Source organism: Solilutibacter silvestris, from assembly GCF_050574925.1.
GTDB classification, from domain to species: Bacteria; Pseudomonadota; Gammaproteobacteria; order Xanthomonadales; family Xanthomonadaceae; genus Solilutibacter; species Solilutibacter silvestris_A.
The window spans coordinates 104,945-120,298 of sequence record NZ_JBCMOO010000005.1 but is presented as its reverse complement, the minus strand read 5'-3'; the positions used below and the strand labels follow the sequence as shown (position 1 = coordinate 120,298).

Below are 15,354 nucleotides of genomic sequence, written 5' to 3'. Positions count from 1 at the left end.
GTCAGGCCAGTTGCATGACTATGGCGATCAACGCGCGCGCGGCTGGCCGGTCAGGTATTCATCCTTCAACTTGACGTAGTGGCCGGCCGAGTAGAACAGCGCCTCGATCTCCGCGTCCGACAGCTTGCGCACGAACTTCGCCGGACTGCCCAGCCACATCTCGCCCGGCCCCATCACCTTGCCCGGCGCCAGCAATGCACCCGCGCCGAGGAAGCCGTGCTTCTGGATCACCGCGCCATCGAGCACGCACGAACCCATGCCGATCAGGCAGGCGTCCTCGACCTTGCAGGCATGGACAATCGCCTTGTGGCCGATGGTGACGTCGCTGCCGATCACGGTGGCGAATCCGCCGAGCTTGGCGTGCGGGCCATCGTGACTGACGTGGATCACCGTGCCGTCCTGGACGTTGGTGCGATCGCCGATGCGGATGAAGTTGACGTCGCCGCGCACCACCGCCAACGGCCACACCGACACGTCGTCGCCCAGCACCACGTCGCCGATCACGCGCGCGGACTCGTCGATGAAGACGCGCTCGCCGAGTTTCGGCATCTGGTCGAGATAGGGGCGAACGGTGTTCATGCAGTGGCTCCGAATGTGCGCAGTGTGTCGATGGTGCGATCGATCCCGGCATCGTCGATGTCGCGATGGACCACCATGCGGATGCTCGGCGTGTAGCCGATCGACATGCGGATGCCGGCGGCGGCGAGCGCCTGCTTCAGGGCATCGAGGCGCGCGACCGGGACGTCGATGAAGACCATGTTGGTGTGCTGCGCGTTCACCGCGAGTCCCGGCAGGTCGCGCAGGCCGTCGGCAAGACGCTTGGCGCGGGCATGGTCGTCAGCCAGCTGCGCGACGTGGTGATCGAGTGCATGCAGGCCCGCCGCAGCGAGGACACCGGCCTGGCGCAAGCCGCCACCGACCATCTTGCGCCAGCGCCGCGCCCCGTCGATCAGTTCGCGCGATCCCAGCAGCACCGATCCCGCCGGCGCACCCAGGCCCTTCGACAGACAGACCGATACGCTGTCGAACGGCGCGACCAGTTGCTTCGGCGCGACGCAGCCCGCGACCGCGGCATTGAACAGGCGCGCGCCGTCGAGGTGCAGTTTCAAGCCATGGCGATCGCATAGCGCGCGCATCGCCGCCGGATAGTCCTGCGGCAAGGTCCGGCCCATCCAGGTGTTCTCGAGGCAGACCAGTTTGGTCCGCGCGAAATGCGGATCGATCGGCTTGATCGCACGTTCCACGTCGGCCAGCGGCAGGCTGCCGTCCGCGGCCTGTGGAATCGGCTGTGGCTGCACCGAGCCCAGCACCGCCGCACCGCCGCCTTCGTACTTATAGGTATGCGCGTCCATCCCGACGATGTATTCGTCCCCACGCTGGCAATGCGCCAGCATCCCGACCAGGTTGGCCTGCGTTCCGGTCGGGCACCACAGTCCCGCTTCGAAGCCGAGATCGGCGGCCAGGCGTTCCTGCAGCGCATTCACCGTGGGATCTTCACCGTAGACGTCGTCGCCGACCTCCGCGCGCGCCATTGCGTCGCGCATGGCGGGCGTGGGCTGGGTGACGGTGTCGCTGCGCAGGTCGATGATGTCCATGGCGACATGATGCCAGTTTGAGGCTGGCTGGCTTGATACGGACCACGACCTCAGCCGTACAACCGCTGGCAGGTATCGCACCAGAAGGCGCGTCGCTGGCGTTTTCCCAGATGCTTGCGATAGGTGAGGCGCGTGCCGTCGCGCGGACAGACCGTCTTGGCATGTACCTGCCAGTGCTGGCGCAACACGTGATCGCGCTTCCAGTCGAGAAAGTCGAAACTGTAGACGCGCGCCTGCTCGACCATTTCGGCGAGCTTGCGTGGCGGCAACGCCCCGACACGGCTTTCCGGATGCACCCGGATGCGATGCAGGACCTCGTTCTTGATGATGTTGCCGACACCTGAAAACACGGCCTGGTCCAGCAGGGCATCGGCGACCAGGACTTCCGGCTGGCGCCGCAGCTTTGCGCGCGCCGCCTTGGCATCCCAGTGCGGGTTCATTACATCGGCGCTCCAGTCGTAATGCGCTTCGACGCTGCCTTCGAAAATCTGCACCGAGCATGCGTAAAACGCCAGGAAGTCGCCGCGACTGAATTGCAAGCGCAAACGCGGCGCCCGCTCCGATGCCTCGTTGATCCGCCAGCTGCCGAAGAGCCCGAAATGGATACGCACCCAGAACGTTCCGAAATCGAGCAGGAAGTGTTTGCCCCAACTGCGGACCTCTTTCAGTACGCGATTGCGCAGCCTCACGATCGGCTGCTTGCTGTTCCCCTCCACTTCCAGCACGCGGCGGCCGACGTATTGCTGTGCAGCCTCCCGCAACAGCACGATGGAAGGACCTTCAGGCATGCCCCATTGTCGCCAGCGTTGGTGAGGCGAATGTGCATGCCGTGACGTACCATGGCTTTCATACCGGCGCACAGGCCAGGATCCCGCATGAAAATCGCCAGCTGGAACGTCAATTCCCTCAACGTGCGCCTGCCGCACCTGCAGCGCTGGTTGCAGGACTTCAAGCCCGACGTGGTCGGCCTGCAGGAAACCAAGCTCGAGGACGCACGCTTCCCGCATGAAGCGCTGGCGAGCGACGGGTATGGCTGCGTGTTCTCCGGGCAGAAGACCTACAACGGCGTTGCCCTGCTTTCACGCGCGCATGAAATCGCCGACGTGCAGCGCGGCGTCCCCGGACTCGACGATCCGCAGCAGCGCGCGATCGCCGCGACCATCAATGGCGTGCGCATTGTCGATCTCTATGTCGTCAACGGCGAAGCGGTCGGCAGCGAGAAATTCGAATACAAGATGCGCTGGCTCACCGCCGTGCACGCATGGCTGAAGGACGAGCTGACGCGTCATCCCAATTTGGTGGTCATGGGCGATTTCAACATCGCGCCCGCCGACCTCGACGTCCACGATCCCAAGCGCTGGAAGGACAAGATCCTGTGTTCGGTACCGGAACGCGACATGCTGGCGTCGCTGGAATCGCTCGGACTGCATGACAGCCTGCGCCTGCTCCATCCCGACGCAGAAAAGCAGTTCAGCTGGTGGGATTACCGGCTCGCGGCGTTCCAGCGCGGCTGGGGCCTGCGCATCGACCTGTTGCTGGTGTCGGATGCATTAAAGGACAAGGTGAACGCGGCCGGCATCGATGTCGAACCGCGCACCTGGGAACGACCCAGCGACCATACGCCAGCCTGGGTCGAACTCAACGTCTGATCAGCGGGTGCGGCCACGCGTCAACAGATTGACGATCGCGGAGAGCACCACCGCGCCGATCAACGACCACAGCAGGCTGCCCATGTCGAACTGACCGCTCGCGGCATTGCCGCCATGGCCGGTGATCATGCCGCCGAGCCAGCCACCGAGCAGCGAACCGACGATACCGACGATGATGTTCATCACGATGCCCTGCTGGGCGTCGCGACGCATGATGATGCTGGCCAACCAGCCAATGATGCCGCCGACAACGAGATAGATGATCCAACCAAGCATGGCCCGTTTCTCCAATAGGGGTAATGTGCGACGCAACCTTGCGTGCCCGCCCAGTGTTGGGGATCGCTCGTGACGGATTTGTTCAGCGCGGCTGAATGCGCTGAATTCGGTGCGATTCAGCGCGATGAACGCGCCTTTGCATCGCGTTCGACGATGGCGTCGACCTCGGCGCGCGGAAGCTTTCCGGTTTCGTTGCGCGGCAAGGCATCGACGCGGAGGATGCGTCGCGGCAGGAAGACCGGATCGCTGGAGCGGCGCAGCACGGCAAGGATGTCTTCGTCGCCCACGCCGTTCTCCGCGGCAACGATCGCGATCAGGCGCCGCACCCCCTGGGCATCCGGCGCAGCCTGCACCATCACGCCGTCGCGCACGCCGGGCACCTGCTGCAATCGCCGGGTGAGATCGGCCAGCGACGCCCGCTTGCCGGCGATTTCCAAGAGATCGGCGCTGCGGCCACGCAACGCGAAGCGGCGGCCATCGAGTTCGACCAGGTCGGCGAGCAGCACTGGCTGCGGCAGCGATTCGCGCAGCACCAGCGTGCCTTCCGCCTGCGGCTGCAGCTCCACGCCCGGCAGCAAGGTCCAATCGCTTTCGCGCGCGGTGCGCCGGCGCGCGATCACGCAGGTTTCGGTGGAACCGAACATCTCGCGCACTTCGCAGCCGTAACGGGTTTCCGCCGCTGCCGCCAGTTCCTGCGGCAACGGTGCGGTCGCGGTCACGATCACCTTCAACTCCGGCAATTCGACCCCGGATTCCACCAGCGCGCGCAAATGCAATGGCGTGGTCACCAGCAGGCGCGGCGAAGGCACCTGCGCCAGGGCGGCGGCGATGTCCTGCGGGAAGAACGGACGCCCGGCATGCACCGCGGCGGGCCCGACCAGCGGCAACAGCACCGACAGCTCCATGCCGTACATGTGCTGCGGCGGCACGGTCGCGACGACGCTGAATTGTTCGTCGCGGTCGAGCAAGCCGTCGAGCGCGGCGACGTTCTGCGCGGTGCTGATGCGGAATCCGGCGAATGTCTTCGGATAGGCCATCGGCGCGCCGGTGCTGCCCGAGGTGAAGCCGATGACGAACACCGATTCCGGATCGATCAACGGTTCGTCGCCATCGATGCCCGTCAGCGCGGGATCGACATGCACGTCGACCGAGCCATTGGCGGCGGCATCGCCCATCCGGTAACTGCCGGGATGGCGCGACTGCACTTCCGCCACCACGTCTTCCGCGCGCGAGGGCGGCAGCAGCGTGACCTGGCCACGGCTGGCGGCGGCGCATAGCCCGATGATGAAGGCATCGCGGCGTTCGCACAGGTTGATGACGTGGGTCGCCTGCGGGAGTACCGCTGCGACCGCGCGCACGCGCGCCAGGAATTCGCCGCGCGACAGCGGCATGCCATCGGGCGCGAACAGCACCGGCTGCTCGCGCGATCCATCCAATAACGGACGCCTCTCGGCCCCCGCCTGCGGTTGTCGGTCTTCGTTCCCCATGGCGCTTACTTTACGCTGCACACATGACTATCGCCCTGCCCGAGACCGTCTGGATACCGCGCGACCACGATCGCCGCGCCGAGGCGCAGGTGCGCGAGTGGCTGGCGGCGCGCACCGGCATCGCCGCGGCGGACCTGCCACTGGTCCGCGATGCGCAGGACCGTCCGCATCTGCTCGGCACCCTGCACGATCACGACATCAACTGGACGCACAGCGGCGATGGGTTGCTGCTGGCCTTCGGATCCGAGGTGATGCTGGGCGTCGACCTGGAATTTCCGCATGGCCGGCGCAGGGTGGCGCAGATCGCCCACCGCTATTTCACCACCCAGGAACAGAAGTGGCTGGAGTCGCAGGCCGATGCCGCCATGCGCGATCGCGCCTTCCATCGCCTGTGGTGCGCCAAGGAAGCCGTACTGAAAGCGCATGGCCGCGGCCTGAGCTTCGGGCTCGATCGCCTGCAGTTCGTGGAGGCCGATGGCGTGCTGCAGCTTGATCGCGCCGACCCCGAACTGGGCGATGCATCGCTGTGGCATCTGCGCGAATGGAGCCCGGCCCCGGGCTATCTGGCCGCGCTGGCGTGGCGGCCGCGATAATGACGCCATGACGTTGCCCCCAGAAATCGCCGTGCTGCGCCCGACGCTGGAAAGCGGACTCACCGAACTCGCGCTCGATCCGGCGTTGTCGGCGCCGCTGCTCGACTACCTCGCCCTGCTGGCGCGCTGGAACCGCACCTACAACCTCACCGCAGTGCGCGATCCCGCCAAGATGGTCACCCTGCACCTGCTCGATTCGCTGGCGATGCATGGCGCGCTGCAGCCTGGTGCACTGGCCGACCTCGGCACCGGTCCCGGCCTGCCCGGCATTCCGCTCGCATTGGCCCGTCCCGACGTCCAGGTCACCCTGGTCGAGAGCAACGGCAAGAAGGCACGCTTTCTGCGCGAGGCGGTGCGCAGCCTCGGCATCGCCAACGCCCGCGTGCTGGAAAGCCGCGCCGAAGCGGTGGCCGAACCCGGCGTCTATCGCCAGATCACCGCCCGCGCCCTGGCCACGCTGGCCGGCATCCTGGAAGTCGGCGGCCATCTGCTGGCGCCCGATGGCGTCCTCTTGGCGATGAAATCCGGCACCACCGACGAGGAAGGCCGCGAACTGCCGGCCGGCTGGGCGATCCGTGACGTCCATCCGCTGCGCGTCCCCGGCCTCGACGCCCGTCGCGAACTGGTCGTCGTGGGCCGGGCATAATGTCCGGTCGAACCAGTTAAGCCCAGCAGCCAATGGCCCGCATCATTGCAGTCGCCAACCAGAAAGGCGGAGTCGGCAAGACGACCACCGCCGTCAACCTCGCCGCGGCGCTCGCGCAGATGCCGCAGCGCGTGCTCCTGGTCGATCTCGATGCCCAAGGCAACGCGACCATGGGCAGCGGCATCGACAAGCGCGGCATCGAGGCCTCGACCTGCGACGTGCTGCTGGAAGAGATGCGGGCCGAAGAGGCCATCGTGAAGAGCGAGGAAGGCTACGACCTGATGCCGGGCAACACCGACCTGACGGCGGCCGAGCTCGAACTGATGGACGAACAGGGCCGCGAGCAGCGCCTCAAGCGCGCGCTCGACAGCGTCCGCGACCGCTACGACTACATCATCATCGATTGCCCGCCGGCGCTGTCGCTGCTCACGCTCAACGCGCTGACCGCCGCCGACGGCGTGCTGGTGCCGATGCAATGCGAGTACTACGCGCTGGAAGGCCTGAGTTCGCTGATCGAAACCATCAACGCGCTCAAGGCCAAGCTCAACCCGGCGCTGCAGATCGAAGGCATCGTGCGCACCATGTACGACGTCCGCAACAACCTCGGCAACGCCGTCTCGGCCGATCTGGTCGCACATTTCGGCGACGTCATCCTCAACACCGTGGTGCCGCGCAACGTGCGCCTGGCCGAAGCGCCCAGCCACGGCCAGAGCATCCTCCGCTACGACCGCGCCTCGCGCGGCGGCATCGCCTATCTCGGTCTGGCCGGCGAAATCGTCCGTCGCGACCACGCCCGCAAGACACGCATCAAGGAAACCGCATGAGCGCCGCAAAGACGCCAGCCAAGAAGCGCGGGCTCGGCCGCGGACTCACCGCCCTGCTCGGCAACACCGACGCGCCCGTTGCAAAAGTCGATGTCGAACAGCCGCAGCCGGGCGATCGCCTCGACCACCTGCCCGTCGGCCAGTTGCAGACCGGCAAGTACCAGCCGCGCCAGCAGATGCGCGAGGAAGCGCTGGACGAACTGGCCAACTCGATCCGTGCCCAGGGCGTGATCCAGCCGATCGTCGTCCGCGCCATCGCCAAGGACAAATACGAAATCGTCGCCGGCGAACGCCGCTGGCGTGCCTCGCAACGCGCCGGGCTCGACGTGGTGCCGGTGGTGATCCGCGAACTCGACGATCGCACCGCGATCGCGATGGCGCTGATCGAGAACATCCAGCGCGAAGATCTCAATCCTCTGGAAGAAGCGCAGGCGCTGCAACGCCTGATCGACGAATTCGACCTGACGCACGCCCTCGCCGCGGAAGCGGTCGGCCGTTCGCGCGCCAGCGTCTCCAACCTGCTGCGCCTGCTCGACCTGCCGCCGGCGATCCGCGCCTTGCTGGAATCGCGCCAATTGGAAATGGGCCACGCCCGTGCACTGCTCACGCTGTCGCCGGAACTGGCGTCGCGGCTGGCGTCGGAAGCCGCGCAGCACGGCTGGTCGGTGCGCGAAGTCGAACACAAGGCCCAGCAATACACCGCCGGCAAGCTGCCTTCCGACGGCCCCAAGCGCGGCGCGAAGGCCGCGCTGGCCGATGCCAATGTCGCCGCGCTGGAGCGCGAACTGTCCGACTCGTTGGGCAGCCGGGTGACGGTCAAGCAGTCGGCCAAGGGTCGCGGCAAACTGATGATCGAATACGGCAGCCTCGACGCGCTCGACGGCATCCTGGAGCGACTGCGCAAATGAGCGAACAACCGCAACTCTCGGTCGTCGTGCCCGTCTACAACGAGCAGGACAACGTCGAACCGTTGATCCGCGAGATCCTCGCGGCCCTGCGCGGGAAAATCCCGTTCGAGATCGTCTACGTCGACGACCAGTCCAAGGACGGCACGCTGGCGGTGCTACAGCGACTCAAGGCCGAAGTGCCGGAACTGCGGGTGGTGCGCCATCTCGCCAACGCCGGCCAAAGCACCGCGGTGCGCAATGGCGTCAAGGCCGCGCGCGCACCGTGGATCGCCACGCTCGACGGCGATGCCCAGAACGATCCCGCCGACATCCCGAAGCTGCTCGCCGAACGCGACAAGGCCGACAGCGACACCCGGATGTTCGCCGGCTGGCGCGTCAATCGCCAGGACACCGGCAGCAAGCGCTGGGCATCGAAGTGGGCCAATGCGATCCGTTCGCGGATGCTGCGCGATTCGACGCCGGATACCGGCTGCGGCATCAAGCTGTTTGATCGCGACGCCTTCCTCGACCTGCCCTATTTCGACCACATGCACCGCTACCTGCCCGCGCTGATGCAACGCGCCGGCTGGAAGACCATCAGCGTGCCGGTGAACCATCGCCATCGCGCCAGCGGTTCGTCCAAGTACACCAACTTCGGCCGCGCCATGGTCGGCGTGCGCGATCTCCGCGGCGTGTCCTGGCTGATCGACCGCAGCCGTCGTACCCGCACCGAGGAAATCTGATGTCTTCGATGCTGTTGTTGCAGGCCACCCAGGCCGTTGCCGACGCCGTGCAGTCCGCGCCCAAGGGCGTGATGGATACGCCGATCAAGTGGCTGGAGTGGACCGGCATCCACATGAGTCCGTGGAAGATCATCGGCATCGTCGGCACCCTGATGTTCGGCGGCCGCTGGCTGGTGCAGTTCATCGCCAGCAAGCGCCACGGCAAACCGGTGATCCCACGCCTGTTCTGGTACATGAGCATCATCGGCAGCCTGATGACGCTCAGTTATTTCGTATTCGGCAAGAACGACGCCGTCGGCATCCTCGGCAACCTGTTCCCGGCGTTCACCGCGACCTACAGCCTCTACCTCGACATCCGCCACCGCGGCTGGAAGCGCGATCGCAATACGCATTGATGCGGCGCTGACGGTGTAGGATCCGGCGATTGCACCTGCCGGATCCGCCCGTGAAACATCTCCTGCTTGCCCTGTTGCTGGCGCCTGCCTTCGCGAACGCGCAATCGACGACGGCCAATGACGCCGATGCCCGCTTCAAGGCGATCTGGCAGCGCGAAGGCGAATGGCGCAAGCACCTGGACAGCAGCGACCTCGACGAGGACAGCGTCAGCGACAACATGTCGGCGCACCTGCCCGATGTTTCGCCGCAGGCGCAAGCCCAGCGACTCGCCTACTGGGACGACGTGCTGAAACAGCTGGCGACGATCGATCCGCAGCAACTCTCTCCCACCGAGCGCGTCAACTATCTCGTCTACAAGCCGCAGATCGAGCACTACGCGGCGGAAGAGCGTTTCCGCGACTACGAGATGCCGTTCAACGCAGACAGCCAGTTCTGGTCGGGACTCGGCTTCCTGACGCGCAAACCCCTGCGCAATGCCCAGGACGTGCGCAACTACATCGGCCTGCTGCGCGATGTGCCGCACTACTTCGACCAGCAGATCGACAACATGCGTGCAGGACTGGCGCGCGGGTTCAGCGTGCCGCGCGCCACCCTGGATGGCCGCGACCAGTCGATCGCGATGGTGGCCGACCTCAAGGATCCCGAACAGTCGAATTTCTACGATCCGCTGAAGAAGCTGCCCTCGACGATTTCCGCCGGTGAACAGGCGCAGCTGCGCGCCGATGCCAAGGCCGCGATCCGCGATGCGGTGATTCCCGCGTTTGGCAAGCTGCTGGTGTTCTTCCGCAGCGAATACCTGCCGAAGGCGCGCACCACGCTGGCCGCCGAAGCGATGCCCGACGGCCAGGCCTGGTATCGCGAACAGATCCGCAAATACACCACGCTCGACCTGTCGCCGGACGAGATCCACGCGATCGGGCTGAAGGAAGTCGCGTCGATTCGCGCCGAGATGGACGCGATCATCAAGGAAGTCGGCTTCAAGGCACCGCCCGGACAAGACACTTACAAGGCCTTCCTGCATTTCCTGCGCAGCGATCCGCGGTTCTACGCGAAGACGCCGCAGGAACTGCTGAACGACGCCGCGTGGATTTCCAAGCGCGTCGACGGTGAAATCGGCAAGGTGATCGGCAAGCTGCCGCGCGGACGCTTCACCATCGTGCCGGTGCCCGCCGACATCGCGCCGTTCTGGACCGCCGGTCGCGGCGGCGTCGGCACCTACTGGCTCAACACCTACGACCTGCCATCGCGCCCGCTCTACAACCTGCCGGCACTCACGCTGCACGAATCGTCGCCCGGGCATTCGCTTCAGGGCGCGCTGGTGCAGGAGATGGGCGAAGTGCCCGAGTTCCGCAAGGAATACATCTCGGCCTACGGCGAAGGCTGGGGCTTGTATTCGGAATACCTCGGCAAGGAGATGGGGATCTACCAGACGCCGTACGAGGATTTCGGACGCCTGACCTATGCCATGTGGCGCGCCTGCCGGCTGGTGATCGATACCGGCGTGCACCACAAGGGCTGGACGCGCGACCAGGCGCTGGCCTACCTGCGCGACAACACCGCCTTGTCCGAGCACGAGATCACCACCGAAGTCGATCGCTACATCTCGTGGCCGGGCCAGGCGCTGAGCTACAAGCTCGGCGAACTGACGATCCGTCGCCTGCGCGGCGAAGCCGAAGCCGCGCTCGGGCCGAAGTTCGACGTCCGCGAATTCCACGACACGGTGCTGGCGCAGGGTTCGGTGCCGATGCCGGTGCTGGAGCTGCAGGTGCGCGACTGGATCGCCAAGGTGAAAGCGCGTCCGATCAAGCGCGGAAAATGACGGATCAGGCATCATTGGCATCGGGATGAGGGAAACGCACCGATGAAACGTTCAACGCATATCCGCCTGACGCTGATGACGGCGACATTGCCGCTGGCGCTGGCCAGCTGCAGCGACAGCGCGCCGACCGGCGCGATCGCGCAATCGATCGACGAATGCGTGCAGGCCAAGGCCGGCACCTACCAGGAATGCTCCGCCGCCTACGGGCAGGCGCTGGCCAAGCACGACGCCACCGCGCCGAAGTTCGAGGACAAGAGCGACTGCGACGCCCAGTTCGGCAACTGCACCGCGCGCACCGACGAACGCGGCCATTCCAGCTTCATGCCGCCGATGAGCGGCTTCCTGATCGGCTATCTCGCCAGTTCGGCAATGAATGGCCGGAGCGGATTCGCGGGCGGCTCGCCGCTCTACCGCGATCGCAACAGCGGCGACTTCTTCAAGGCCGATGGCGAATCGGCGGGCACGCGCAGCGGCTTCGTCAGCGGCGAAGCGGGACGCGCGGCATCGGTCGCGCGCGGCACCACGGTGGCACGTGGCGGCTTTGGCGGCACCGGATCCGCGCACGCCTCGTTCGGCAGCTGAGCGATGCAACGCCTCGATGCGAAAGAGCGTGCCGACTGGCGCGCGCAGGCGGAGCGCGACGGCTTCACTTTCCACACCATCGATGGCGAACCGTATTGGGACGAATCGGCGTACTACGCCTTCACCCTGCACGAAATCGAAGACGACATCGAAGCGCCGACCAACGAGCTGCACGAGATGGCGATCGCGCTGGTCGACGAGGTCGTGCGTTCGGCCGAACTGCTGGCGAAACTCGGCATCGCGCCCGCCTACTGGGACTGGATCAAGCGCTCCTGGGAACGCCGCGACCCGCATCTCTACGGACGCATGGATTTCGCCTATGACGGCAGCGGCCCGGCAAAACTGTTCGAACTGAATTACGACACGCCGACCAGCCTGTTCGAGGCCGGCTACTTCCAGTGGACGTGGCTGGAAGACCTCAAGCGCGTGCGCCAGCTCCCCGGCGACGCCGACCAGTTCAATCGCATCCAGGAAGCTCTGCAGGAACGCTTCGCCGCCATCGCCGCGCAAAAGCTGGTGCACTTCGCATCCTTCCCCGACGCGCCGGAAGACGAAGCGACCGTGCTCTACCTGCGCGATTGCGCCGAACAGGCGGGCGTTTCCACCGAAGGCATCGCCGTCGACGACATCGGCGTCACCGGCGACGGCTGCTTCACCGATCTCGACGACCGCATCATCGACACCCTGTTCAAGCTCTATCCGCTCGAGGACATGTTCCGCGACAGTTTCGGCGCCAACCTGCTGGGCGATACCATGCGCCTGATCGAACCGCCGTGGAAGGCGGTGCTGAGCAACAAGGGCGTGCTGCCGCTGCTGTGGGAGCGCCATCGCGGCCATCCCAACCTGCTGGAATCGCGCTTCGCCGAACGCGGCGAACGGGTCGAGACCGGCTGGGTGCGCAAGCCGCTGTTCTCGCGCGAAGGCGCCAACATCACCCTGGCGCTGGGCGCCGGCAACCGCATCGATACCGACGGCCCCTACGATTCCGGGCTGGCCATCCTCCAGGCCGCCCGCCCGCTGACGGCCTTCGGCGGGCGCTATCCGCTGGTCGGCAGCTGGGTGGTCGGCGACGAGGCGGTGGGCATTGGCATCCGCGAGGACAGCACCCTGGTCACCGGCAACGGCGCCCGCTTCCTGCCCCACGCGATCCTGGGCTGAGGCCCACTCGGCACCCCGGGCTTGCCCCTGGGCCCGGTTTCCCGCATAATTTCCGGCTCGCTGCGTCCGGACTCCGGGCTTGCGGTCCCGGCAACACGATCCCGGCCGCCTGCAGCACCCCCGCATCGTGTGGCGAAGCAATTCGCCGGGGCCGCCACCTTCCGGGCTACGGAGGGCAACACCGACACCATGAGGTGCGCAATGTCACGAGTCTGCCAAGTCACCGGCAAGCGTACGACGACGGGTAACAACGTCTCGCACGCGATGAACAAAACCCGCCGCCGTTTCCTCCCCAACCTGCACGAGCGCCGCTTCTGGGTCGCTTCGGAAAACCGTTGGGTGAAGCTGCGTCTTTCCACCAAGGCCCTGCGCACCATCGACAAGAACGGCATCGACGCCGTGCTCGCCGAAATGCGCGCACGCGGCGAAAAGGTCTGAGGAGTTAAAACACCATGGCAACCAAGCGCGACAAGATCCGCCTGATCTCCTCGGCCAACACCGGCCACTTCTACACCACCGACAAGAACAAGAAGAACACGCCCGGCAAGATGGAGATCAAGAAGTACGATCCCGTCGTCCGCAAGCACGTGATCTACAAGGAAGGCAAGATCAAGTAAGCCTTCCGCTTGTTGATGCGATACGAGAAACCCCGCTGCGAAGCGGGGTTTTCTTTTTGGGCGATACAAATCTGGAATCACGACTTCGGCCGAGAAATGCGTGACCTTCCTATTTGTCGGAGTGCTGCACCGTTAAGAAAAGCCGATTGCATTTTTGAGAAGCCCGTCATACTTTTTCGACATGAAGATCTTTCTCGCGCTTGTCCTGTTCTTGTCCCTTCCGGGCTGCCAACAAGCTTCCTCTGCCGCACCCGGTGGCCCAGAGGCTTCGGCCGCATTGAAACCGGGAGGACAGCCAGCAAATGTCCCCGAAGCCGCCAAGGCGATTTCCACCCCTTCGCCATGGAAGCTGTCAGTGACGCCTGGGCAGGATCAAACCTATCTGATCCATGTTGCAGATGCCCAGGGCAAAGAGATCCAGGTCATCGAGGACGTTCTCGCACCAAACGGCACGCCTGAAACAGGCTGGGTCAAACTCGTTGACATCAATGGCGACGGCCTGCCCGACATGATTGCACTGGGCCCAAGCATCGGAGCCAGCGCACTATCGTCCAATGCCATCTACCTGTTTGATCCCGCCACAAGGAAATTTGTGGAAAGCGACGATTTCGATCATGACGCCGAGGTGCGTATCGAACCAAAGGGATGCATCGTCCGCACCTACAGGAATAACGACAACATGAGTTACTCAAATGATCGTTATTGCTGGCTTGGTGGAAAGTGGGCTGCAAAGGGAAGTCAAGCACAATGACCCAGCCCTTCGATCAACAGCGTTACGAAGCATTGCGGCTGCAACTTGTTGATCGCAACGAGGCCAATGTCCAGAACATGTACCTGGACGTGCTTGGAATTCCAACGGCCGGCCTCGGCGTCGCCATGACAGCACGCCAGAGCGATCGATCCTGGGAATTGAATTCCCAGCACATCAACGCGCTTGGAGATGTTCTGAATCTGAGCATGCAACAGCGACAGCAGTTGAACGGTTTGTTGGATCGACAGCTTGCCGTCCAGAATCGTCATGTCGATGAGCGGCACAACACGCTTCGGGATTTCCTCGATTCGGACTTCGGTCGAGAGTCGTCTTCGGTGTTGGGCCCGATGATAAACACCCGCCACAACAGTCCCAGCGGCGTTTCATATTCCTGGGATGTATTGACCAGTCCACAAAGCCCGATGCAGTTGAACCTGACGCATCAGCAATCTCTCGATCTCTTCAATCGAGTTGCGCCGGAATTCGAGACTCGTGTCAACGCTGCCCTGCACAAGGCGAAATGCCCTCAGGAAGCTCTGTCCGAAGAACAACGCGCAGCCGTTTATTCCATGGTTTATCAAGGCGCCAGCGGAAAGGCAGTCCATTCTGCCCAGGCGATTGGCGACTATTGGCGGGGATCGATCACCGAAGACCAGCTCAAGGCGCGTTTGCAACACACCGTCCACGACCCCGCGTTTCCGGAACGCTCTCGCAATGAGCTTGAGTATCTGGACCATATTCGCCAGCGGCCAGAGTTGCAGCAGGCGCAACCAGGACAAGATTCCAGTCGAGCTGGACATGTCTATCAGGCAGGTACAGATATCTCCGCAGATGCCGTCGTTGCGGCTCTCGAGCCCAAGGATCGTTCGATCTATGACCGTATCCGGAGCGACGCGCCTCATGGCGTTTCGGATGATGTGGCGCTCCAGGCTACAGCCGATCTGAAGCAAGCGGGACTCACCAATGCCCAGAGCATTGAGAAGATCGCACTTCACAACGGGGCTCTTTTCATTACGAGCAACCATACTGCCGGCTATGCGCATAGCAAAACAATGGTTGAAGGGCACCAGCACGATGCCGCCGAGGCTGCGCAACAGATTGAGCAAGTCAATCAGCAACAACAGCAGCAAAATCTGGCTTTCCAGCAACAACAGCAAAGCCAGAGTCAGACCATGTCAATGTCGTAGCGAGAAAGTTGGCGAGAACAGAGCTTTAGTGCATAACGACCAATTTGGCACCTGCGCAAACTGATTGCACTTAGTCTGATTGGCGTGAGGACAGTGGCGGAAATCGGCCAAGAGCAGACTCTTGATTGAATCCCTACGCCACCT

19 protein-coding genes are annotated in these 15,354 nt (G+C 64.3%); 14 read left to right on the top strand and 5 right to left on the bottom strand.

The genetic code is table 11. The features are described 5' to 3' along the window. Window positions 1-27: 27 nt before the first annotated feature. Genes ABE093_RS10735 through ABE093_RS10725 form a run of 3 tightly spaced genes read right to left on the bottom strand, consistent with a single transcriptional unit; the run spans window position 28 to window position 2,383 of the window. Window positions 28-579, bottom strand: coding sequence for a gamma carbonic anhydrase family protein (locus ABE093_RS10735; RefSeq protein ID WP_430760888.1), 552 nt, complete (start codon window positions 577-579; stop codon window positions 28-30). Continuing rightward, complete coding sequence (gene ltaE / locus ABE093_RS10730; protein ID WP_430760887.1) at window positions 576-1,595, bottom strand: low-specificity L-threonine aldolase; 1,020 nt, start codon at window positions 1,593-1,595, stop codon at window positions 576-578. The genes ABE093_RS10735 and ltaE overlap by 4 nt, the downstream gene beginning before the upstream one ends. A gap of 50 nt (window positions 1,596-1,645) precedes the next feature. Beyond that, window positions 1,646-2,383: a DNA-formamidopyrimidine glycosylase family protein gene (locus ABE093_RS10725; RefSeq protein ID WP_430760886.1), complete on the bottom strand. Its 738-nt coding sequence runs from the start codon at window positions 2,381-2,383 to the stop codon at window positions 1,646-1,648. An 87-nt stretch (window positions 2,384-2,470) separates the two neighbouring features. On the opposite strand from ABE093_RS10725, the gene xth reads away from it, so the two are divergent. Further along, window positions 2,471-3,244 (top strand): exodeoxyribonuclease III, encoded by a 774-nt coding sequence (gene xth / locus ABE093_RS10720; RefSeq protein ID WP_430760885.1) that lies wholly within the window; start codon window positions 2,471-2,473, stop codon window positions 3,242-3,244. Here xth and ABE093_RS10715 read toward each other — a convergent pair whose 3' ends face one another. Both ABE093_RS10715 and ABE093_RS10710 read right to left on the bottom strand, forming a co-directional pair. Continuing rightward, the gene (locus ABE093_RS10715) at window positions 3,245-3,520 is read right to left on the bottom strand and encodes a GlsB/YeaQ/YmgE family stress response membrane protein (protein ID WP_430760884.1); all 276 of its coding nucleotides are present in this window, start codon (window positions 3,518-3,520) and stop codon (window positions 3,245-3,247) included. Window positions 3,521-3,636: 116 nt separating this feature from the next. Continuing rightward, complete coding sequence (locus tag ABE093_RS10710; RefSeq protein ID WP_430760883.1) at window positions 3,637-5,007, bottom strand: AMP-binding protein; 1,371 nt, start codon at window positions 5,005-5,007, stop codon at window positions 3,637-3,639. Window positions 5,008-5,030: 23 nt separating this feature from the next. Here ABE093_RS10710 and ABE093_RS10705 point away from each other — a divergent pair, with 23 nt between their 5' ends. The 13 genes from ABE093_RS10705 to ABE093_RS10645 all read left to right on the top strand — a co-directional run bounded on the left by ABE093_RS10705 (window position 5,031) and on the right by ABE093_RS10645 (window position 15,210). After that, window positions 5,031-5,600 (top strand): 4'-phosphopantetheinyl transferase family protein, encoded by a 570-nt coding sequence (locus tag ABE093_RS10705; protein WP_430760882.1) that lies wholly within the window; start codon window positions 5,031-5,033, stop codon window positions 5,598-5,600. A 7-nt stretch (window positions 5,601-5,607) separates the two neighbouring features. After that, window positions 5,608-6,246 (top strand): 16S rRNA (guanine(527)-N(7))-methyltransferase RsmG, encoded by a 639-nt coding sequence (gene rsmG / locus ABE093_RS10700; protein ID WP_430760881.1) that lies wholly within the window; start codon window positions 5,608-5,610, stop codon window positions 6,244-6,246. Between the two features lie 32 nt (window positions 6,247-6,278). After that, window positions 6,279-7,070: a ParA family protein gene (locus ABE093_RS10695; protein ID WP_430760880.1), complete on the top strand. Its 792-nt coding sequence runs from the start codon at window positions 6,279-6,281 to the stop codon at window positions 7,068-7,070. Next, the gene (locus tag ABE093_RS10690) at window positions 7,067-7,978 is read left to right on the top strand and encodes a ParB/RepB/Spo0J family partition protein (protein WP_430760879.1); all 912 of its coding nucleotides are present in this window, start codon (window positions 7,067-7,069) and stop codon (window positions 7,976-7,978) included. Before ABE093_RS10695 ends, ABE093_RS10690 begins: the two co-directional genes overlap by 4 nt. After that, on the top strand, window positions 7,975-8,700 hold the full coding sequence (locus tag ABE093_RS10685) for a glycosyltransferase family 2 protein (RefSeq protein WP_430760878.1): 726 nt from the start codon (window positions 7,975-7,977) through the stop codon (window positions 8,698-8,700). The genes ABE093_RS10690 and ABE093_RS10685 overlap by 4 nt, the downstream gene beginning before the upstream one ends. 71 nt (window positions 8,701-8,771) lie before the next feature. After that, window positions 8,772-9,095, top strand: coding sequence for a lipid-A-disaccharide synthase N-terminal domain-containing protein (locus tag ABE093_RS10680; RefSeq protein WP_430760990.1), 324 nt, complete (start codon window positions 8,772-8,774; stop codon window positions 9,093-9,095). Between the two features lie 50 nt (window positions 9,096-9,145). After that, window positions 9,146-10,915, top strand: coding sequence for a DUF885 domain-containing protein (locus ABE093_RS10675; protein WP_430760877.1), 1,770 nt, complete (start codon window positions 9,146-9,148; stop codon window positions 10,913-10,915). 42 nt (window positions 10,916-10,957) lie between these two features. Beyond that, window positions 10,958-11,497: a DUF1190 domain-containing protein gene (locus ABE093_RS10670; protein ID WP_430760876.1), complete on the top strand. Its 540-nt coding sequence runs from the start codon at window positions 10,958-10,960 to the stop codon at window positions 11,495-11,497. Window positions 11,498-11,500: 3 nt separating this feature from the next. Continuing rightward, the gene (locus tag ABE093_RS10665) at window positions 11,501-12,655 is read left to right on the top strand and encodes a glutathionylspermidine synthase family protein (protein WP_430760875.1); all 1,155 of its coding nucleotides are present in this window, start codon (window positions 11,501-11,503) and stop codon (window positions 12,653-12,655) included. A 201-nt stretch (window positions 12,656-12,856) separates the two neighbouring features. Continuing rightward, a complete protein-coding gene (gene rpmB / locus ABE093_RS10660; RefSeq protein ID WP_430760874.1) occupies window positions 12,857-13,093 on the top strand; it encodes a 50S ribosomal protein L28 in 237 nt (78 codons plus the stop codon). A gap of 14 nt (window positions 13,094-13,107) precedes the next feature. Continuing rightward, window positions 13,108-13,272 (top strand): 50S ribosomal protein L33, encoded by a 165-nt coding sequence (gene rpmG, locus ABE093_RS10655; protein WP_057659899.1) that lies wholly within the window; start codon window positions 13,108-13,110, stop codon window positions 13,270-13,272. Window positions 13,273-13,453: 181 nt separating this feature from the next. Next, on the top strand, window positions 13,454-14,023 hold the full coding sequence (locus ABE093_RS10650; protein WP_430760873.1) for an XAC2610-related protein: 570 nt from the start codon (window positions 13,454-13,456) through the stop codon (window positions 14,021-14,023). Further along, window positions 14,020-15,210, top strand: coding sequence for a hypothetical protein (locus ABE093_RS10645; RefSeq protein ID WP_430760872.1), 1,191 nt, complete (start codon window positions 14,020-14,022; stop codon window positions 15,208-15,210). Before ABE093_RS10650 ends, ABE093_RS10645 begins: the two co-directional genes overlap by 4 nt. The last annotated feature ends 144 nt before the right edge of the window (window positions 15,211-15,354 follow it).